Genomic DNA, 19,193 nt, shown 5'->3' with positions numbered 1-19,193 from the left:
GGAAGGGCGGGTGCAGCGACGGTATGCCGCAGATCGATGAATCGTTTAAGCGTCATCACCTGCGTGGCCGGGCCTTTGAAAAATAGACCTTCGCACGATTATCCGCAAAACCCCGTTACACAGCGGTGACACACGCATTCAGGCAATAAAAAAAGCTCCCTATTTGGGCTAAATCCGGTATAGTGCGCGCCGGCCTTTAACCGGGCCGCGTTTAGGTAGCGCAATTCCCCGAAGTCAGCTTCGGCTGCACGTCCGCATTGCGGGCTCTTCCCGGACGATTCTTTTTTTTCATTCATACGTTTTCGCAAATCCCCGCCGACAAAGCTGCCAGGGCGACTCTTGAGTCTCAACACGGCATGCGCAGCTTTGGAGCATGGGTCTTTGCGGATGCACTTAGAGGCAGACCCATGACCCAGGAAACCGGCGGATTCGCCGCTTTTAATCTTAACCCGAATATTCTTGCAGCCGTCGCAGCGACCGGCTACGAAGAGCCTTCGGCGATTCAGCAGCAATCGATCCCGATCATCATGGCCGGCCAGGACATGATTGGCCAGGCGCAAACCGGTACCGGTAAAACCGCCGCGTTCGCTCTGCCTATTCTGCACCGCATCGATCCTGCCAAGCGCGAACCGCAAGCCCTGATCCTGGCGCCAACCCGAGAGTTGGCGCTGCAAGTAGCAACCGCTTTTGAAACCTACGCCAAGCAAATGCCAGGCGTCACCGTTGTGGCCGTTTACGGCGGCGCGCCGATGGGCCCGCAACTGAAAGCAATCCGTAATGGCGCGCAGATCGTTGTCGCTACCCCGGGTCGTCTGTGTGACCACCTGCGTCGCGACGAGAAAGTGCTGTCGACCGTGAACCACCTGGTCCTCGACGAAGCTGACGAAATGTTGAAGCTGGGCTTCATGGATGACCTGGAAGTCATCTTCAAGGCTCTGCCAGCGACCCGTCAGACCGTTCTGTTCTCGGCTACCCTGCCGCAGTCGATCCGCGCCATTGCCGAACGCCACCTGCGCGATCCGCAACACGTCAAGATCCAGACCAAGACCCAGACCGTTACCGCGATCGAACAGGCTCACCTGTTGGTTCACGCTGACCAGAAGACTTCGGCCGTTCTCAGCTTGCTGGAAGTGGAAGACTTCGACGCTCTGATCATGTTCGTGCGCACCAAGCAAGCGACCCTGGATCTGGCCAGTGCCCTGGACGCCAAAGGCTACAAAGCCGCTGCGCTGAACGGTGACATCGCTCAGAACCAGCGTGAGCGCGTGATCGACTCGCTCAAGGATGGCCGTCTGGACATCGTTGTTGCGACCGACGTTGCTGCTCGTGGTCTGGACGTTCCGCGCATCACCCACGTTTTCAACGTGGACATGCCGTACGATCCGGAATCCTACGTTCACCGTATCGGCCGTACCGGCCGTGCCGGTCGCGAAGGTCGTGCGCTGCTGCTGGTCACTCCGCGTGAGCGCCGCATGCTGCAAGTGATCGAGCGTGTAACCGGTCAGAAAGTGGCTGAAGTTCGTCTGCCGGACGCTCAGGCTGTTCTCGATGCGCGCATCAAGAAACTGACCAACAGCCTGTCGCCGCTGGTCGCTGATGCCGAATCGACTCACGGTGAACTGCTCGATCGTCTGACCGCTGACATCGGCTGCACCCCGCGTGCTCTGGCTGCTGCTCTGCTGCGCAAGGCCACTAACGGTCAAGCGCTGAACCTGGCTGCAATCGAGAAGGAACGTCCACTGGTGCCGAACAACGCACCGCGTGGCGACCGTCCTGAGCGTACCGGTGATCGTCCGGATCGTGGTGATCGCGAGCGTCGTGCGCCAATGCCTTTGGGCGAAGGCCGTGCTCGTTGCCGTACCGCGCTGGGTGCGCGTGACGGTATCGCCGCCAAGAACCTGCTGGGCGCCATCCTCAACGAAGGTGGTCTGGCCCGTGAAGCGATCGGTCGCATTCAGGTGCGTGACAGCTTCAGCCTCGTTGAGCTGCCGGAAGATGGTCTGGACAAACTCCTGACCAAGCTGAAGGACACTCGCGTTGCCGGTAAGCAGCTGAAACTGCGTCGCTATCGCGAAGATTGATCCGCCCTTGGGCTGATTGATCGAACATAAAAAATCCCCGACTGGTTCGGGGATTTTTTTGCCTGTTTGAAAGATCAAATGATCGCAGAGCAGGAGCTGCCGAAGGCAGCGATCTTTTGATTTTGCCTTTTAACCGAAACGATAAATATCCATACCCAGCGCACCCATGGTGAACCCCTTGTGCGCCACACTGAATTCACCCCCGGCACCCCGGGCAAAGTACAACGGCAACAAATGCTCATCACTCGGATGGCTGCGCACCGCGTTCGGTGCCTGCTGGCGGTAGTCATGCAGCGCCGCTTCATCATCGGTCGCAAGCTTTTCGATCACCCAGTCACGGAAGTCTTTTGCCCACGGCTCCACGCTTTCCGGACCGGCATGCCAGTCCAGCTCGCGCAGGTTGTGGGTGATGCTGCCCGAGCCGATCAACAAAATCCCTTGTTCACGCAAGCCTGCCAACGCACGACCAACACGGGTTTGCAGCGCTGGACCGCCGCGACTCGGCAGCGAAACCTGCACCACCGGAATGTCAGCTTGCGGGTACATCAGCGACAGCGGCACCCACACGCCGTGGTCGAACGGCCGTTGCGGATCGAGGCGTGCCGGCAGGTCGTTGGCGCTCAGCAACTCGGCGACTTCGGCAGCCAATTGCGGATTGCCCGGCGCCGGGTACTGCACTTCAAACAACGCCCGAGGGAAGCCGCCGAAGTCATGCCAGGTCTCGGGCTGCGGATGGCTGCTGACCAGCAATTCGTGGCTCTCCCAGTGTGCGGAGACGATCACGATAGCTTTAGGTCGGGGCAGTTCGGCGGCCAGTCGGGCTAGCGCCGGGCCACTCGCGCCGGGCTCCAGCGCAAGCATGGGTGAACCATGGGAAATAAACAGGCTGGGAAACATGATGGGTTCCTGAGCGTTAAGATGGCTCATCATCAGTCACATCATTGATCTAAATCTAATATAAGTTTTAACGCTTTTTGATCGAATTTTTAGGGGGATTCATGCAGCCTGAGTTTTGGCACAAGAAGTGGGCTTCGGACCAAATCGGCTTTCATTTGCCTGAAGTGAACCCGCATCTACAGCGGCACTGGCCGGACCTCCCGATTCCTGCGCAGGCGCGGGTGTTGGTTCCGTTGTGTGGGAAAAGTCTGGATTTGCTGTGGTTAGCTGGGCGTGGCCATCAGGTGCTCGGGATTGAGTTGTCGGAAAAGGCCATTGAGGCCTTTTTCAGTGAGCAACATGTACAGCCGCAGGTTAGCGAGAAAGACGGGTTCAAGGTCTATCGCGCCGACTCCATTGAATTGTGGTGCGGTGATGTCTTCACGCTCACGGCAGAGGATGTGGCTGATTGCACGGCGCTGTACGACCGGGCAGCGCTGATAGCCCTGCCGCCGCCGATGCGTGAGCGCTATGTGGCGCATCTTCAGCAGATCCTGCCGCAGGGAGTGCAAGGGTTGCTGATTACGCTGGATTACGATCAGGCGCAGATGCCCGGGCCGCCGTTTGCAGTGGTGGATGATGAGGTGCAGCGCTTGCTGGGCGATGCTTGGCAGGTGCGGGTGCTGGAAGAGCAGGATGTGCTGAGTGAGAGCGGGAAGTTTCTGCAGGCCGGGGTGACTCGGCTGGAGGAGCGGGTTTACCGTATTTCGCCTCGTTAGTTTGTGTTGGCTGTTCCGGCCTCATCGCTGGCAAGTGGGAACAACCCATTACTCTAAGTAAAAAAAGGCCCGCATCACTGCGGGCCTTCTTGTTTTTACGCCAGTCTGATCAACCGCGACGACGCAATGCGTCGATACGCTCTTCCAGCGGCGGGTGGCTCATGAACATGCGGGCGAAGCCCTGTTTGATGCCACCGTTGATGCCAAAGGCGTTCAGGGTGTCCGGCATGTGCACCGGCAGACCCTGCTCGGCGCGCAGGCGTTGCAGGGCGCCGATCATTGCGCTGGTGCCAGCCAGACGCGCACCGGCTTCGTCTGCGCGGAATTCGCGTTTGCGCGAGAACCACATGACGATCGCGCTGGCCAGAATACCCAGTACCAGCTCGGCGAAGATGGTTGCCACGTAGTAAGCAATGCCCTGGCCTTCTTCGTTCTTGAAGATCACCTTGTCGACGAAGTTGCCGATGATCCGCGCGAAAAACATCACGAAGGTGTTCACCACGCCCTGGATCAGCGCCAGGGTGACCATGTCACCGTTGGCGACGTGGCCGATTTCGTGGGCCAGCACGGCTTTCACTTCATCGGGCGAAAACCGTTCGAGCAGGCCCTGGCTGACTGCGACCAATGCGTCGTTCTTGTTCCAGCCCGTGGCGAACGCGTTCGCTTCGTAGGCCGGGAAAATACCGACTTCGGGCATCTTGATCCCGGCTTCGCGGGACAATTGCTCAACGGTTTGCAGCAGCCATTGCTCATGCCGGGTACGTGGCTGGCTGATGATCTGGGTACCGGTGCTCATCTTCGCCATCCACTTGGAGATGAATAGCGAGAACAGCGAGCCGGCGAAACCAAAGACCGCACAGAAAACCAGCAGCTGACTAAGGTCGAGATCAACCCCGTTGGCCGCCATGAACCCGTTGAAGCCGAAAAGGCTCAGGGTGATGCTGGCTATCAGCACGACCGCCAGGTTAGTGGCCAAAAACAGCAGGATGCGCATCATGGTTGTAGAAATCTCCTCAAGCTAAAGATGTAGCGTACTGCGGGGTATATAAGGTGCGGCACCCGGCTATTCAACTGGGTGACTATTTCAAACTGTGTCCTACAGCAGTTTCCTCGGCGCGCGACCTGTTTCCCACGACAGACACCGACACGGACGACGGGCAGTCGCGACCCGTCGCCATTGCGTCAGACGCAGGTAACCGGTACGAAACGCAAGTGTAGAAGGCATGTGGATGTGGGTAATGCAGAAGTGTTGCTGAATCAGACAGTGCGCAACGTTTGGGTCGTTGCGCACTGCTGGCCAGTTACTGGCGGTATGACTTGAGAAAGCTGCCGATACGGCCAATCGCCATTTCCAGATCATCGACGCGGGGCAGTGTGACGACGCGGAAGTGATCCGGCCACGGCCAGTTGAACGCTGTACCTTGCACCACCAGCAGCTTTTCGGAGAGCAGCAGGTCGAGGACGAATTTTTCGTCGTTGTGGATCGGACAGACCTTCGGGTCGATCCGTGGGAAGGCGTACAGCGCACCCATTGGCTTGACGCAGCTCACGCCGGGAATGTCGTTGAGCAGCTCCCAGGTGCGGTTGCGCTGCTCCAGCAGGCGACCCTGCGGCAACACCAGATCGTTGATGCTCTGATAGCCGCCCAGTGCGGTCTGAATGGCATGCTGGCTCGGCACGTTGGCGCACAGGCGCATGTTGGCCAGCATGTCGATGCCTTCGATGTAGCTCTGGGCATTGTGCTTCGGCCCGGAAATCGCGATCCAGCCGGAGCGGAAACCGGCCACGCGATAGGATTTGGAAAGACCGTTGAAGGTCAGGCACAGCAGGTCCGGAGCCAGCGAAGCGGTGCAGATGTGCACGGCGTCGTCGTACAGAATCTTGTCGTAGATTTCGTCGGAGAACACCACCAGATTGTGCTGACGGGCCAGCTCGAGCATGCCCAGCAACACTTCTTTTGAATACACCGCGCCAGTCGGGTTGTTCGGGTTGATGATCACCATGGCCTTGGTGTTCGGGGTGATCTTGGCCTTGATGTCGGCCAGGTCCGGGAACCAGTCGGCGCCTTCGTCGCACAGGTAATGCACGGCGTTGCCGCCGGCCAGACTGACGGCGGCGGTCCATAGCGGGTAATCCGGCGCTGGCACCAGCACTTCGTCACCGTTGTTGAGCAGTGCCTGCAAGGACATCACGATCAGCTCGGACACGCCGTTGCCCAGGTAGATGTCTTCGATACCGACACCTTCCACCTGCTTTTGCTGGTAGTACTGCATCACGGCCTTGCGCGCGCTGAACAGACCTTTGGAGTCGCTGTAGCCTTGCGCGGTCGGCAGGTTGCGGATCACATCCTGAAGGATTTCGTCCGGCGCTTCGAAACCAAACGGCGCCGGGTTGCCGATGTTCAGCTTGAGGATGCGCTGGCCTTCCTCCTCCAGACGTTTGGCGTGCTTTAGCACCGGGCCGCGAATGTCGTAGCAGACGTTGGCGAGCTTGTTCGATTTGCTGAACTGCATGGCGATGTGATCCCGAAAATGAACGATCCAGGCGGCGGATGGACAACCGTACTGGGATTCCTGCGTCTTCACACAGGCGGACGTCTGAGCCGTGGCTCCGAGAATCCGTTTGAATGCGCCCGGTCTGGCTGCCAGACTGGCGCGTGACGAGGCGCAATCATACGTGCCGCCCGATCCGTGGAAAAGGTACAGATCGGGCTTTTTCAGCCGCTGAGGTGTGATGATGGAAAAGTTGGAAAAAACCCTGGAAGAGTGGAAAGCCATGCTCGATCCGCAGCAGTACGAGGTTTGTCGCCTCAGTGCGACCGAGCGACCGTTCTCCGGCAAATACAATGCCACCAAAACCGCTGGTGTTTACCACTGCGTGTGCTGCAACGAGGCGCTGTTCGATTCCAATACCAAATTCGATTCCGGCTGCGGCTGGCCGAGCTTTTACGCGCCGATCGGTGAAAGCGCCATGACCGAGATTCGCGACATCAGCCACGGCATGATTCGTACCGAAGTCAAATGCGCCCGTTGTGACGCGCACCTGGGGCACGTGTTCCCGGATGGCCCGCCACCGACCGGTTTGCGTTACTGCATCAACTCGGTGTGCTTGGATCTGGTGCCCCGCGAGTAGGTGATCGGGTGGCCCGAGGGTCGCCTTTCTGATAGTTAAATTGCACGCAATTTAATTGCTCGCTATGTTTGGTCTTTCCCGATGATCTGAGGAGCCCGTCTCATGAGCGACAACTTGCTGAATATCCCGTGCACCACCATCAAGGGTGAGCAAAAGACCCTGGCCGATTTCGCCGGCAAAGCCGTGCTGGTGGTCAATACCGCGAGCAAGTGCGGTTTCACTCCGCAATACAAAGGTCTGGAAGCGTTGTGGCAGACCTACAAGGATCAAGGCCTGGTGGTGCTGGGCTTTCCGTGCAACCAGTTCGGCAAACAGGAGCCGGGCAACGAGGGTGCGATCAGCGAGTTCTGCGAATTGAATTTCGGTGTCAGCTTCCCGCTGTTCAAGAAGATCGAAGTCAATGGCGCCGGAGCCCATCCGCTGTTTGTGCAATTGAAGAAGCGCGCTCCCGGCGTACTGGGCTCGCAAGGCATCAAGTGGAACTTCACCAAATTTCTGATCGGCAAGGACGGCCAGTTGGTCAAGCGCTTCGCCCCGGCCACCAAGCCGCAGGATCTGAGTCGCGAGATCGAAGCCCTGCTCAAATGAACAACCTGCCCGTTGATTCGCTGAAGCTCGACAGTCAGTTGTGCTTCAAGTTGTATGCCGCGTCCCGGGCGGTGATTCGCGGCTATAAGCCGATGCTTGATCAGCTTGGCCTGACGTATCCGCAATATCTGGCGATGCTGGTGTTGTGGGAATGGCAGGAGTGCGGGCCGGAGCAACCGACCGTCAAGGCTTTGGGTGAGCGTCTGACGCTGGATTCCGGAACGCTGACGCCATTGCTCAAGCGTCTGGAGCATTTGCAACTGGTTCAGCGTCAGCGCTCGGCGCGCGATGAGCGTGAAGTGCATTTGAGTCTGACGCCAGAAGGGCAATTGCTGCGCGAGCAGGTCGGGCCACTCAAGGCCCGCCTGCTGTGCGACAGCGGGGTCGATCTGGATCGACTCAACACATTGCGCGACGGTCTCGATCAGTTACTGGGGCAGATCAAGGCGCTGTCGTAGTCGGGATCCACTGATCCAGCAGCGCCGCCAGTTCTTCTCGGCGAAACGGCTTGGCCAGATAGTCGCTCATGCCCGCAGCCCGGCAGCGTTCGCGTTCTTCAGACATGGCATTGGCCGTCAGGGCAACGATTGGCAAGTCCGGCCATCGTCCGCTCTGGCGGATCTGCCGGCTCGCCTCGTAGCCGTCCATGACCGGCATGTTGCAGTCCATCAACACCAGATCGAAGGTGTGATATTCCAACTGATCCAGTGCTTCGGCGCCATGAGCGGCGACGATGACATCACAGCCGAGTTTGCCGAGCATGCCTTTGGCGACCAGTTGATTGACCGGGTTGTCTTCTACCAGCAGCACCCGACCGCGTCGTATGGATGGCAAAGTTTCCAGCTGTGCGTCGCTGATAGTGGCGACGTCCGGTTGCAGGGTCCGTCGCAGGTTCTGGTAGAGCGCGTTACGCGCCAGCGGTCGTGCCTGCTGTTGCAGTGGGGCGAGGGCTGCCGCCTCTTCGCTGGGCAGAAAACTGCCATAGGCCGTTACCAGCAGAATGGGCGCGCCGAGTGTAGGACGCAGCCCGAACAGACACTCCGGACAGTCGGTAATCACCACGTCCGGCGTCACGCCCAACAGTGAGTCGTCGAGGGTGCGTTGCTCATACTCAAGCCCCCAGACCGGCAGCAAGCTTCTTAACAACTCGGCCAGGCCACTGCTGGCCGGGGTGATGGCGAGGACTTTGCCCTGCAGAGGCGCCGGAGCCAGCGTGCGGGTATGGCAGGGCAGTGGCAGCTCGGCGCAGAACTGACTGCCGAAGCCAGTCTCGGAGCTGATGGTCAGGCGCCCCTGCATCGCTTCGCAAAGGTTATAAGTCAGTGCCAGACCCAGCCCGGTGCCGCCGTATTGGCGGGTGATACCGGCGCCCGCCTGAGTGAACGGCTGGAAGATTTTTACCTGGGCTTCCTGGGCGATACCGATACCGGTGTCGCAGACTTCGATGCGCACGCCGTCCTGGTAGGCCGACAAACGCACATCGACCCGTCCGAAGCGAGTGAATTTCAGCGCGTTGGACAGCAGGTTGCTGACGATCTGTCGGACCCGGGTCGGGTCGCCCAGCACCAGCGCCGGAAAGTGCGGATCGATCAGGCAGGTCAGCTCGACGCTCGGCGCCGCGTTTTGCGAGAGCAGGTTGGCGGTGTCTTCGATCAATGAGCCGAGATCGAACGGAATGTGTTCAAGCTCCAGTTGCCCGGCATCGAACTTCGACAGGTCGAGAATATCGTTGAGCAACTCCACCAGCACTTTTCCCGAGTCGTGGGCGATCGACAGTTGTTGCTGCTGCTCGGCGTTCAGTGGCCCGTCGAGCGACAACGCGATCATCCCCAACAGTCCGTTGAGCGGCGTGCGGATCTCATGGCTCATGTTGGCGAGGAACGCCGAGCGGGCTTCGGCCATTTCCAGTGCCGTGCTGCGGGCGACTTCGAGTTCCTCATTGGACTGGCTGAGCCGCGCGTTGATGGCCTTGAGTTCGGCGGTTCGCGCCGAGACGATGGTTTCCAGTTGGCCGAGGTAGTCGGTCAGACGGTTTTCCGCGTTGCGCCGCTGCTGGATCTCGGTGGCGATGTTCTCGAATTGCTGATTGGCGACTTTGACCAGCACGCCGATTTCATCGTTGGCGTGTCCGGCCGGACACTCCAGCGTGGTCGCTTCGGCGCTGCGCGGATCGCGCCCGCTGAGTTCGCGGATCACCCGCACCAGCGGTTTGGTGAGCATCACGTAGAACAGCGCCAACAGGAGCCCGGTCAGGATCAGGCTGCGGGCGAACCCGTTGAGCAGGGTGATCTCGGCCCGGCGCAGGAAGCGGCTGCCGAAGGCATAGGTATCCACTTCCAGGCTCAAGACACCCAGCGATTCGTTGGGTAGATGGTCCAGATACAGGCGATCTTCGAACTGGCGTTTGGCACCGAACAGGAAGTCGCTGATCATTCGATAGCTGCTTTGCAGCTCAGGGCGTTTGACGCTGGCCAGCACGGTATTGTTGTTGTCGGTCAACTGCGCCGAAATGATTGCCGGTGAACGCAACAGGCCCAGGGTGAGTTCCTGAGCCAGTTCGGCATCGATGTTGTAGGCGATACGTGATGCCGGGTTGTGGCTGATTTCCAGCAAAGACAGGATTTCACGGTTGATGGAGGCGTCTTCGCTGGCATAATCGATGCCGATTTGCAGCAGGCTGAGCAGCGTGCCCAGAATGAACCCGACCAGCACAGTAAGCCTGGCTTGTTTGTACGACAGCCGGTGGGTGAATTTGATATCCATGGGGTGTTGAACCACTTCCGTTTCCCTTCGCTGCTCAAGCATAGTCGATCATGTATCGATACCGAGGTTCCCGAATCGCCTTGTAACAAGGCACGGGGCGGGAATTTTGATCCGCGAGTCGTCGCTGGATCGCCATCATCACTGTGAACGTGCCCGAGGAGAAGATGTGGATTCCCGATTGAATGCTTTTCTTGAACGTGCCGAGTCGGTTCTGGCGCGGATCGAACCGTTGTTGCCGGTGCCGCGCCCGGTGATCGAATGGGGCACTTGCCTGGCCGCGCGCTGGCAGCGTGACGGCCGCAGCGGATATTTGCTGCCGCTGGAAGTCAGCCTTGATATGCGTTTGTCCGACCTGATCGGTGTTGACCGGCAACTGGAGCAACTGGGGCGCAATACCCAGCAATTTCTTGATGGCATGCCGGCCAACCATGCGCTGCTCTGGGGCTCGCGCGGGACCGGAAAGTCCTCGCTGGTACGGGCGTTGCTCGCTGAACACGCCGAGGCGGGCCTGCGTTTGATCGAGATCGAGCGCGACCATCTGGCCGACTTGCCGCGGGTGGTCGAGCAGATCGGCAAACTGCCGCAACGTTTTGTGTTGTTTTGCGATGACTTGTCGTTCGAATCCGGTGAGGGCGATTACCGCGTGCTCAAAAGCGTGCTCGACGGCTCGCTGGAACAGGCGCCGGACAACGTCTTGCTGTATGCCACTTCCAACCGTCGCCACCTGGTGCCGGAGAAGGAAAGCGACAACGAAAACTGGAAACGCGTTGACGGCGAACTGCACCCCAGCGAAGCGGTGGAAGACAAGATCGCGCTGTCGGACCGTTTTGGTCTTTGGTTGTCGTTTTATCCGTTTACTCAAGAACACTTCCTCAACGTCGTCGAACACTGGATCGGCCAACTGGCCGCCAAGGCTGGTCTGAGCTGGCAGCGCGACGAAGAGCTGGACATCCTCGCCGTGCGTTGGGCCACCGGCCGCGGTAATCGCAACGGACGTTGCGCATACCAATTCGCCCGTTACTGGGTGGGACTGAAATTGTTGGAGCACAAGCCATGATTGATTTGCAACAAAGCGGCCAGGGCCTCGAAGGCTATGGCATGTTGGCTGCACAACTGGAATCGCTGCTGGCGGACGAGCGCGATTTTATCGCCAACGCCGCGCAGTTCTCGGCATTCCTGTTCAACCAGCTCGATGACCTGAACTGGGCCGGTTTTTACCTCAATCGCAACGAAGAGCTGGTACTCGGCCCGTTCCAGGGCCAGATCGCTTGCGTACGCATTCCGTTTGGGCGCGGCGTATGTGGCGCGGCGGCGGCCAGCCTGCAGACGCAGCGGGTTGAAGATGTGCATGCGTTTCCCGGCCATATCGCCTGCGACAGCGCCTCGAACAGTGAGCTGGTGGTGCCGTTGGTCAAAGAGGGTCGCCTGATCGGCGTGCTCGATCTCGACAGCCCGAAGCTCGCCCGTTTCGGTGCACAGGACCAGGCAGGAATCGAGCAACTGGCGGCGATTTTCCTGCGTCTGACCGACTGCTGATCACGCGCCAAGGCCAGCCTTGTGCAACAGGCTGGCCGTGTCCACGGCATCGATCTGCCGAGGATCGAGAAAGCGCTCGGCGTACTGCATATACACGCCGTCGTTGATGAACAATCCAAACAACTGCGCATCGATGTGCGCCTCGCGGCACATGGTCGCCATGATTCCCAATGCCTCGCTCAATGACTTGGCTTTCTTGTACGGGCGATCGGCAGCGGTCAGCGCCTCAAAAATATCGGCGATCGCCATCATCCGTGCCGGCAGGCTCATTTCTTCGCGCTTCAGGCGTTTGGGGTAGCCGGTGCCGTCCATTTTTTCATGATGCCCACCAGCGATTTCGGCAATGCTGTCGAGGTGGCCGGGGAAGGGCAGGTGACTGAGCATCATGATCGTCTGCACCATGTGGTGATTGATGATGTAGCGCTCTTCGCGGGTCAGTGTGCCGCGGGCGATGCTCAGGTTGTATAACTCGCCGCGATTGTATTTGTGGCGCGGCACATCCAGCTTGAAGCCCCACGGATTGTCTTCAGGGATCAACTCGTTTTTATCGCGATCGAGCAAATGTTCTGGCTTGTCCGCCAGCAGCTTTTCACTGACCGGCAAGTTTGGCGCAGGGGTTCGGGCCTGACGCTTGTTTTCTTCCCACGACACGCCCAGGCGGTCGTCCAGCGTGCGCAGCCAGGTGCGTTGGGACAGATCCTTCAGACGTTGCAAATCTGCCTCGGCCATCGCTTCGCTGCCCAGGTTGCAACGGGCGACAAAGGCAAAGTCTGCGTCCAGTGCGCACAAGGTCTGCTCGCGCATTTCGGCCAGCGTCGCTTCGTCTCCACCCAGGGCCAGCGCCTGCCAGTAATTGATCCAGGCATCGCGCTTGAGCACTTCGAAACGGGTTCGGATCTCGTGGATGCGATCGTTGATGGTTTCCAGTTTGGTGGCTTTGTCGACTACGTATTCCGGCGTCGTGACCTTGCCGCAGTCGTGCAGCCAAGCGGCAATGTGCAAGGCTTCCCATTCGTCCTCGCTGGGCTGATAAGTGCTGAAGGCGGGCGCCTGACTCGCTGCCGCGGCTTGAGCGAGCATCAGCGTCAGTTCCGGTACGCGTTGGCAATGTCCGCCGGTATACGGGCTCTTGGCGTCGATGGCCCCGGCGAGCAACTGAATGAAGGCATCGAGCAATTGCTTCTGTCTGGCTTGCAGGCGCTGGCTCTCGATGCTCACCGCCGCAGCGCCGGACACCGCTTGCAAGAAGGCGATACGGTCGGGGCGCAGTTTTTCCAGATCAGCCGGGGTGCCGCTGTCGTTGATCAACAGGATCAAAAGGCCGATGGTTTCGTTGTGGCGGTTGCGCAGACGGATACCTATGAGATGGATCCTCGGCGCTGCCATTGCCAGCAGCACTTTCTGCAAATCCCCTGCGTTTTCGAAACCGAAGTTGCTCACCACGTTGTCGGCGCTGACCAGTTGTTCAAACCACGCCGGACCCGCGCGCTCTTGCAGGTCGTGGCCCTGAATGTCGAACGCCTCCAGTGCTTGTGGCGCGCCATCGATTACCAGACCGTAAGGCTCCATGCGACTGCCGTCGTGTTCACGCAGATAAATCAGCCCAGCCTGAGCCTGGGCGATCTGCACCGTTTCAAACAGCACCCGTTGCAGCAGCGGTGCGAATCGGGTTTCGGCGCACAGGCTGTCGGTGATCCGGAAGAAGCTCGCCAAGGTGTCTTTCATCCGCGCCATCGACACGCTCAACTGGTCGACTTCCAGCACCGGCGAGCGTCGAGCCAGCGGAAAATTGAAGTCGAAACTGCGAATCGCATCGGCTTCCTTGACCAGCGCGTGCAAGGGCTTGACCAGAATTCGTGAGATCAGCCAGCCCAATGGCAGGCAAAGCAGCAAGGTGGCGAGGGTGATCAGCGCACCTTGCCAGCGCATGTGATAGGCATCGGCCAGCAATTCGTCTTCCGGCACTAGCAACGCCAGCTGCAAACCTTTCGGACCGCCTTCCTGAATGCTGCTGCGGGCAACAATCCATTGCCGGCCATCGGCATTCAGACGATTGCCGATGTGCTCAGCGGACAGCAGCCTATTGAGGCTCGGACTCAAGTCAGCCACTTTGGCCAGGTGTGCGGTGCTGTCATTGACGATAAGTCGGCTACTGTCGGGGTAGGCCACGGCGTTGCCGTCGGAATCGAACAGGGCGATTTCGGTGGACGGTGTGACGACATGTTTACGCAAGGTGGCAGACAGGGCTACCAGCGTCAGATCGGCGCCAATGACCGCGTTTTCGCCACTGCGTCGGGCCAGCGTAGTGCCGACGTTGTGGGTTGAGAAAAAGACGTAGGGCTCTGTGGTGATTTGTTCGGTTTGCTGGCGGGCATTGATGTACCAGGCGCGGTCGCGCGGATCGTAGGGATCCCGGGGATTGTCCTGCCGGCTGATCGGCGTCAATGCCTGATCGAAGAACAGTGACTGCGAGTGCACTTCGCCGCGCGGGTCATGCTCGATGCTCCAGACCTGATACGCCGCCGTTTCGGGGGCGCTGAGCAGTGTTTTCAGGGCCGCGTTGCGTAGCGGGCGCACCATGAAGAAATCGCCGTTGGCATAACCCAGATACAGCGAAGCGAGGTTCGGGTTGTCCGTGAGGGACTGGCTGAACGGCCTGAGCAGCGGCAATCGTTGTTCAAGCCCCGAAGCCCGGGTAGCGGGATTGTCCGCCAGCAGGCTCAGCAGGTGACGGATCGGCTGATAGGTGGCAGACATGTCCAGGCGCACTTCCTGCTCGATCCGATCGAACAGCTTCTCGCTACTCGACAGGATGATCTGCGTCGTCTGGCGATAGTTGAACAGCCCCAGCACCACGCCTGTGAGCAACAGGAGAAACGTGAACATGACACTGATGTGTACGTGCAGCGGAAACCGGCGTTGCTCCGGGTGCAGTGGGCTGGGCATTTCGGGTTCTCCATGATGGTTAACTCACTGCTCAGCGCCAAGCATAGTTAAGGCAAGCTCATTGTGCTTTGGTCAGACAACGCCAATTGTTGTTGCAAGGCTTGCTCCAGTTCGAGCATCGCCCTGTTGCTCGCCTCGCAGAGTCGGGCGATCTCATCTGTTGGCAAAGCCTGCGCGCAGGCCTGTTCAAGAGCATTGCAACATTCGATCACCTGCGTCGCCTGCGCGATGCGCGCGGCGCCCTTGATTTTGTGAGCGACTACGGCCAACGCCCCGCGATCTTGTTGCGGCGATAGCGCGAGCAGTTCCTGTCGGTCGAGACGGCTGCTTTTTAGCAGCTCGACCAGCAGTCGTCGGGCTTGTGTCGGGTTGCCGCCGGTCAACAGGTTAAGGCTTTGCAGGTTGAATGCCGCAGGCTGCGACGCTGGAGTGATGCCGTCGACCCACTGGCTGAGGAGACTCAGGCTCAAGGGTTTGAACAGGCAGTCGTCCATGCCGGCTTGTTTGCAGCGTTGTATTTCTTCGGGTTGCGCATTGGCCGTGAAACCCAGCACGGTGCAGGGCGGCCAGCGGTTCTGCAGCTCCTGCTGGCGAATGGCACGGGTGAGCTCATAACCGTTCATCACTGGCATGTTGCAGTCGACAATCACCAGATCAAAGCCGCCATCCATCCACCGTTCAAGTCCACTGCGGCCGTTCTCGGCGAGGCTGAAGTGATGGCCCAGGAATTCCAGTTGCTGACACATCAACAGGCGGTTGGCCGGGTGGTCATCGACCACAAGCACCCGCAGAGGCGTTAGCGAAGTCTTGAGCGCGGGTTCGTTTCTGGTCGTGCTCACCTGGACAGGCAGAGTTTCCAGCGGCAGCGAAACGCAGACCTGAGTGCCGATTCCGGGCTGGCTGCTCAATTGCAACTGGCCGCCCATCATTTCGCACAGGTTGCGACTGATGACCAGGCCCAGACCCGCGCCGCTTCTGGCCTGCTGATGGCTGTTTTCCGCTTGCGCGAAAGGTTCGAACAAGCGTTGCTGATCCTCCGCACTGATACCGACGCCGCTGTCCTGTACGGTCAGTTGCATCAGGGCCCGTGCAGGCATCTCCGTGTTCATCAGATCGAGGGTAATCCTGACGTGACCGTGCTCGGTGAACTTGATGGCATTGCTGACTAGATTGGACAGCACTTGCTTGAAGCGCAGCGGGTCCAGATCGACATCGACCGCCAGGTCCGGCGGGTTGACGATGACTTGCAGGGCGAGATTCTTTTGTCGGGCGAGGCCGTCGAAGATTCTGGCAACCGACGCCACCATGTCGACCAGATTCACCCGTTCAGGACAAAGACTCAGGCGCCCCGACTCGATCCGTGCAATGTCGAGAATGTCGCCGATCAGGCCCAGCAGATCCTTTGCCGAATGGTAGGCCGTATCGATCGACGAACGATCCGGATGCTGCGTGTCCATGCGTTTGAGCGTCAGTTCGAGCATGCCGATCACGGCGTTCATCGGGGTACGGATTTCATGGCTCATGGTGGCCAGAAACGTGCTTTTGGCGCGGTTGGCTTCATCCGCCTGTTCCTTGGCCGCGCGAAGGTCTTCGAACAGCTGGCGGCGTTCACTGATGTCGATCCAGCCACCGATGATGCCTTTCACATCGCCGCTGGAGTCGCGATAGGGAAGTATCCAGTGATAGATCGTCAGGCGGCGGTTGCCGATGTGCAGCGGCCGGTCGAGCACCAGCGGAGTGCCTTCTGTGACGACGCGCTGATAATCGGCTTGAAAGGCCTGTGCCTCGAAAGCGTTGCTCAGGGTGCCCTGCATGACGCTTTTGCCGATAACGTCCTCACGCTTGGCATTGAAGGCTTCGAGGTAGCTGTCATTGCAGCTTTGCAACAGGCCCTGGCGGTCGCGAACGTAGATCGGATGCGGTGTACCGTTGACCAGCGAGCGCATGAATTCGAACTGGTCGTTAAGGGCACGTTCGGCCGCCTGGCGTTGTTTGATCTGGTGTCGCATATAAGCATTCCAGGCCAGCAACAGCAGCAGAATCAGGCAAGCGGCAGTGATCATTTGATAGAACAGACGCTGGTAGTTGTGCCAGATATTCTGGGAGGCGGTGGAGTAACCGCGCCACCGGCCATTGATCACACCCAGCTCTTCCGGGGCAATGCTCAGCAGAGCTTTGTTGATGATCGAGCTCAGTTCCTTGTTGTCGCGAGCGGTCGCCAGAGAGAACGCGGCCTGACCGGTGCCGATGGTGGTGGTGATCTGCAATGGATGGTCAAAGATCCGCGAAGAAATGAAGTAATTGGCGATCACCAGCGAGTTCACCGCGCCGTCGACATGCCCCTCGGCAAGCAACGAAACGGCGCTGAAGGTATCGGCCGTTTCGATCAACTGAATGAGTGGAAACTCTCGGCGCAGGTACTCGACCATCGGGTTGCCCTGGGCGATCGCCAGTTGCTTGCCTTTGAGCTGGCCCAGATTGGTTGGGCCATCGGCGCTTTTGCGGGTCAGCAAGACATAGGAGTTTTCCAGGTAAGGGCGACTGAAGTTCAGGGCTTTTTCCCGTTCGGCGGTCGGCAGCAGTGCTGCAATCAGATCGGCTTGATGGCTGTCGAGTTGCTTGATCATGTCCGCGTCGTTGCGACTGCGGCGGATCTCGAAACGCAGGCCGGTACGCAATCGGATCAGTTCGAGCAGGTCGGCGCTGATGCCGCGGAAATTTCCATCATTGTCGAAGAAGGTCAGCGGCGCAAACGCCTCATTGACCACCACGCTCACGACAGGGTGCTGTTTGAGCCACGCCTCTTCGCGCTGGGTCAGTTGCATTTTCTGATCGGTGAGCAACAGGTCGCTGCCGGCACTCCAGCGTTTGGCGATGTTGTCGCGTTCGCTGCTTGGCACCGCTTTGAGAACGGTGTCGATGATGCCCAACAGGTGCGGATTGTTTTGGCGTACGGCGAAGCTGAACCCCTGGGCTTCCTGTTTGCCGAAATTGGCCATGCGCACGTTGTTGAGGTAGCCCTTGTTGATCATGTAATGCGTGGAAATGGTATCGCCAAGAAACACATCGGCCTGATCGAATGCCACGGCGTTGATTGCATTCTGGTAGGAGGGATAGCAGGTAATCAGCGCTTTTGGATACAGCGCCTTGACCTCGGGCAACGGCAGATAGTGATAGACCATGCTCAGTCGCAGCCCCGCCAGACCTTCGCTCAGTGAGCGGGTTTCGTCCTCGCGGGTGACGAGTACAGGCTGATCAATGGCATAGGGTGTGGAAAGTGCGAGGCTGGCGTTGCTCGCCTCGAAGCCGTTGGCTGTGCCGAGCAGGTCGACCTGGCCGTCGACCAGCGCGCGAATCGCAGCATCCCGGGAGGGGAAGCGCTGCACCCGGATTGGCAAACCGGTGGCCTGACTGAGGATTCCGGCGTAGTCAGCCGTCAGACCTTCGTAATCCTTTCCGCTGACAGTCATGTCAAAGGGTGGGTAGTCGGGCGCGGAAGTGCCGAGTATCAATTCGCTGCGCTCATGCAGCCACTGCCGTTGGGACTGTTCGAGCGCGACCGGGACCGACTCGCTTGCCGACCGGCTGAGCAAGACATAGTCCGCTGAAGCGCCAGGCATGGCGAACACGTTGGCGCTCAAGTACAGACCGGCGCACAACGCAATTAAATAGTCCTTTAAACGACTGGGCATGCGGGCTCTCACACGAGTGCGTTACGTTTGGCCATCTCGATAAGTTCTACAAGTGATTTGGCTTTGAGTTTTTGCATCAGGCGTTTTTTGTAGGTGCTGACGGTTTTATTGCTGAGGAACATGCCCTTGGCTATTTCCTTGTTGGTACGGCCCTGAGCAAATAGTTGCAATACCATCAACTCCCGATCATTGACGGATTTGAAAAGTTCCAGTTCTGCGTAACGAATATCGTCGCTGCGCACCGGATTCAACGCCTGGCTGGGGAAATAGTTGTAACCGGAAAGTACTGCCTTTATCGCGCTGACCAGTTCGCTCAAGTCTTCTTGTTTACAGACATATCCTGACGCGCCGGACTGCATGCAGCGAATACCGAATAAAGTCGGGCACTGGGCGGTCAGTACCAGGGTCTTCAATGGTGAACTCATGGCGTTGAAGCGGGCCAGCACTTCCAGGCCGTCGAGCTTGGGGATACTGATGTCGAGAATGATCAGGTCAGGCATGCACTCGCGCACCATCTGCATGGCATCGACCCCGTTATCGGTTTCACCGACGACCTTATAACCTTCATGTTCCAGCAGCATGCGAACGGCGAGACGGATGACCGGGTGATCGTCAACAATAAAAACGGAGTTCATAATCAAATCCCATACAAGCACGAATAAAGCGCGCACCTTAGCTCAGATGAATGAACACTCGCATGAACTGACTTGGCTCCAGTCGCGTTATCGGATAATTCCTACAATTAATAAGGAAAGGGACTACGGCCAAACTAGGATCAACGTAAGGAAGTGCAGGGATGG

14 protein-coding genes are annotated in these 19,193 nt (G+C 58.9%); 7 read left to right on the top strand and 7 right to left on the bottom strand.

The window, feature by feature from the left end:
- The first annotated feature begins 407 nt into the window (after positions 1–407).
- Positions 408–2,081, top strand: a complete 1,674-nt coding sequence (locus tag IAI51_RS17260; protein WP_008088238.1) for a DEAD/DEAH box helicase — start codon at positions 408–410, stop codon at positions 2,079–2,081.
- 129 nt (positions 2,082–2,210) lie between these two features.
- Here the strand turns inward: IAI51_RS17260 and IAI51_RS17255 are convergent, their stop codons facing one another.
- Complete coding sequence (locus IAI51_RS17255) at positions 2,211–2,978, bottom strand: DODA-type extradiol aromatic ring-opening family dioxygenase (protein ID WP_187679572.1); 768 nt, start codon at positions 2,976–2,978, stop codon at positions 2,211–2,213.
- A gap of 101 nt (positions 2,979–3,079) precedes the next feature.
- On the opposite strand from IAI51_RS17255, the gene IAI51_RS17250 reads away from it, so the two are divergent.
- On the top strand, positions 3,080–3,736 hold the full coding sequence (locus IAI51_RS17250) for a thiopurine S-methyltransferase (protein ID WP_187679571.1): 657 nt from the start codon (positions 3,080–3,082) through the stop codon (positions 3,734–3,736).
- A gap of 109 nt (positions 3,737–3,845) precedes the next feature.
- Here the strand turns inward: IAI51_RS17250 and htpX are convergent, their stop codons facing one another.
- Both htpX and IAI51_RS17240 read right to left on the bottom strand, forming a co-directional pair.
- Positions 3,846–4,733 carry a protease HtpX gene (gene htpX, locus IAI51_RS17245; protein ID WP_007908619.1) on the bottom strand — a complete coding sequence of 296 codons (888 nt, stop codon included), beginning with the start codon at positions 4,731–4,733 and terminating at the stop codon, positions 3,846–3,848.
- 304 nt (positions 4,734–5,037) lie between these two features.
- Complete coding sequence (locus IAI51_RS17240; RefSeq protein WP_187679570.1) at positions 5,038–6,249, bottom strand: pyridoxal phosphate-dependent aminotransferase; 1,212 nt, start codon at positions 6,247–6,249, stop codon at positions 5,038–5,040.
- A gap of 223 nt (positions 6,250–6,472) precedes the next feature.
- Between IAI51_RS17240 and msrB the strand changes: the two genes are divergently transcribed.
- The 3 genes from msrB to IAI51_RS17225 all read left to right on the top strand — a co-directional run bounded on the left by msrB (position 6,473) and on the right by IAI51_RS17225 (position 7,914).
- Positions 6,473–6,868 (top strand): peptide-methionine (R)-S-oxide reductase MsrB, encoded by a 396-nt coding sequence (gene msrB / locus IAI51_RS17235; RefSeq protein WP_187679569.1) that lies wholly within the window; start codon positions 6,473–6,475, stop codon positions 6,866–6,868.
- Between the two features lie 102 nt (positions 6,869–6,970).
- Entirely contained in the window at positions 6,971–7,456 is a 486-nt protein-coding gene (locus IAI51_RS17230) for a glutathione peroxidase (protein WP_187679568.1), read from the top strand.
- Positions 7,453–7,914, top strand: coding sequence for a MarR family winged helix-turn-helix transcriptional regulator (locus IAI51_RS17225; protein ID WP_187679567.1), 462 nt, complete (start codon positions 7,453–7,455; stop codon positions 7,912–7,914). The genes IAI51_RS17230 and IAI51_RS17225 overlap by 4 nt, the downstream gene beginning before the upstream one ends.
- Here the strand turns inward: IAI51_RS17225 and IAI51_RS17220 are convergent.
- Positions 7,898–10,219 carry a response regulator gene (locus IAI51_RS17220; protein ID WP_187679566.1) on the bottom strand — a complete coding sequence of 774 codons (2,322 nt, stop codon included), beginning with the start codon at positions 10,217–10,219 and terminating at the stop codon, positions 7,898–7,900. The two genes, IAI51_RS17225 and IAI51_RS17220, sit on opposite strands and share 17 nt — an antisense overlap.
- Positions 10,220–10,385: 166 nt before the next feature.
- On the opposite strand from IAI51_RS17220, the gene IAI51_RS17215 reads away from it, so the two are divergent.
- A complete protein-coding gene (locus tag IAI51_RS17215; RefSeq protein WP_187679565.1) occupies positions 10,386–11,276 on the top strand; it encodes an ATP-binding protein in 891 nt (296 codons plus the stop codon).
- Positions 11,273–11,755 (top strand): GAF domain-containing protein, encoded by a 483-nt coding sequence (locus IAI51_RS17210; protein WP_187679564.1) that lies wholly within the window; start codon positions 11,273–11,275, stop codon positions 11,753–11,755. The genes IAI51_RS17215 and IAI51_RS17210 overlap by 4 nt, the downstream gene beginning before the upstream one ends.
- Here the strand turns inward: IAI51_RS17210 and IAI51_RS17205 are convergent, their stop codons facing one another.
- From IAI51_RS17205 to IAI51_RS17195, 3 genes are read right to left on the bottom strand one after another with little or no spacing between them, the layout of a single operon-like run.
- Positions 11,756–14,701, bottom strand: coding sequence for an HD domain-containing phosphohydrolase (locus IAI51_RS17205; RefSeq protein ID WP_187679563.1), 2,946 nt, complete (start codon positions 14,699–14,701; stop codon positions 11,756–11,758).
- Between the two features lie 47 nt (positions 14,702–14,748).
- Positions 14,749–18,393 (bottom strand): transporter substrate-binding domain-containing protein, encoded by a 3,645-nt coding sequence (locus IAI51_RS17200; RefSeq protein ID WP_187679562.1) that lies wholly within the window; start codon positions 18,391–18,393, stop codon positions 14,749–14,751.
- Between the two features lie 8 nt (positions 18,394–18,401).
- Positions 18,402–19,028, bottom strand: a complete 627-nt coding sequence (locus tag IAI51_RS17195; RefSeq protein WP_016985478.1) for a response regulator transcription factor — start codon at positions 19,026–19,028, stop codon at positions 18,402–18,404.
- Between the last annotated feature and the right edge of the window lie 165 nt (positions 19,029–19,193).

The organism is Pseudomonas sp. N40(2020), assembly GCF_014472415.1.
In the GTDB taxonomy this organism is placed as follows: Bacteria; Pseudomonadota; Gammaproteobacteria; order Pseudomonadales; family Pseudomonadaceae; genus Aquipseudomonas.
This window is presented reverse-complemented; position numbering and strand designations above follow the sequence as displayed.

Excerpts from the sequence above, each read along its gene's own strand:
- IAI51_RS17220 (WP_187679566.1), bottom strand. The coding sequence starts at position 10,219 with ATGGATATCAAATTCACCCACCGGCTGTCGTACAAACAAGCCAGGCTT.
- IAI51_RS17200 (WP_187679562.1), bottom strand. The coding sequence starts at position 18,393 with ATGCCCAGTCGTTTAAAGGACTATTTAATTGCGTTGTGCGCCGGTCTG.
- IAI51_RS17225 (WP_187679567.1), top strand. The coding sequence starts at position 7,453 with ATGAACAACCTGCCCGTTGATTCGCTGAAGCTCGACAGTCAGTTGTGC.
- IAI51_RS17230 (WP_187679568.1), top strand. The coding sequence starts at position 6,971 with ATGAGCGACAACTTGCTGAATATCCCGTGCACCACCATCAAGGGTGAG.
- IAI51_RS17255 (WP_187679572.1), bottom strand. The coding sequence starts at position 2,978 with ATGTTTCCCAGCCTGTTTATTTCCCATGGTTCACCCATGCTTGCGCTG.
- htpX (WP_007908619.1), bottom strand. The coding sequence starts at position 4,733 with ATGATGCGCATCCTGCTGTTTTTGGCCACTAACCTGGCGGTCGTGCTG.
- IAI51_RS17195 (WP_016985478.1), bottom strand. The coding sequence starts at position 19,028 with ATGAACTCCGTTTTTATTGTTGACGATCACCCGGTCATCCGTCTCGCC.
- IAI51_RS17250 (WP_187679571.1), top strand. The coding sequence starts at position 3,080 with ATGCAGCCTGAGTTTTGGCACAAGAAGTGGGCTTCGGACCAAATCGGC.
- IAI51_RS17210 (WP_187679564.1), top strand. The coding sequence starts at position 11,273 with ATGATTGATTTGCAACAAAGCGGCCAGGGCCTCGAAGGCTATGGCATG.
- IAI51_RS17260 (WP_008088238.1), top strand. The coding sequence starts at position 408 with ATGACCCAGGAAACCGGCGGATTCGCCGCTTTTAATCTTAACCCGAAT.
- IAI51_RS17205 (WP_187679563.1), bottom strand. The coding sequence starts at position 14,701 with ATGCCCAGCCCACTGCACCCGGAGCAACGCCGGTTTCCGCTGCACGTA.
- msrB (WP_187679569.1), top strand. The coding sequence starts at position 6,473 with ATGGAAAAGTTGGAAAAAACCCTGGAAGAGTGGAAAGCCATGCTCGAT.
- IAI51_RS17240 (WP_187679570.1), bottom strand. The coding sequence starts at position 6,249 with ATGCAGTTCAGCAAATCGAACAAGCTCGCCAACGTCTGCTACGACATT.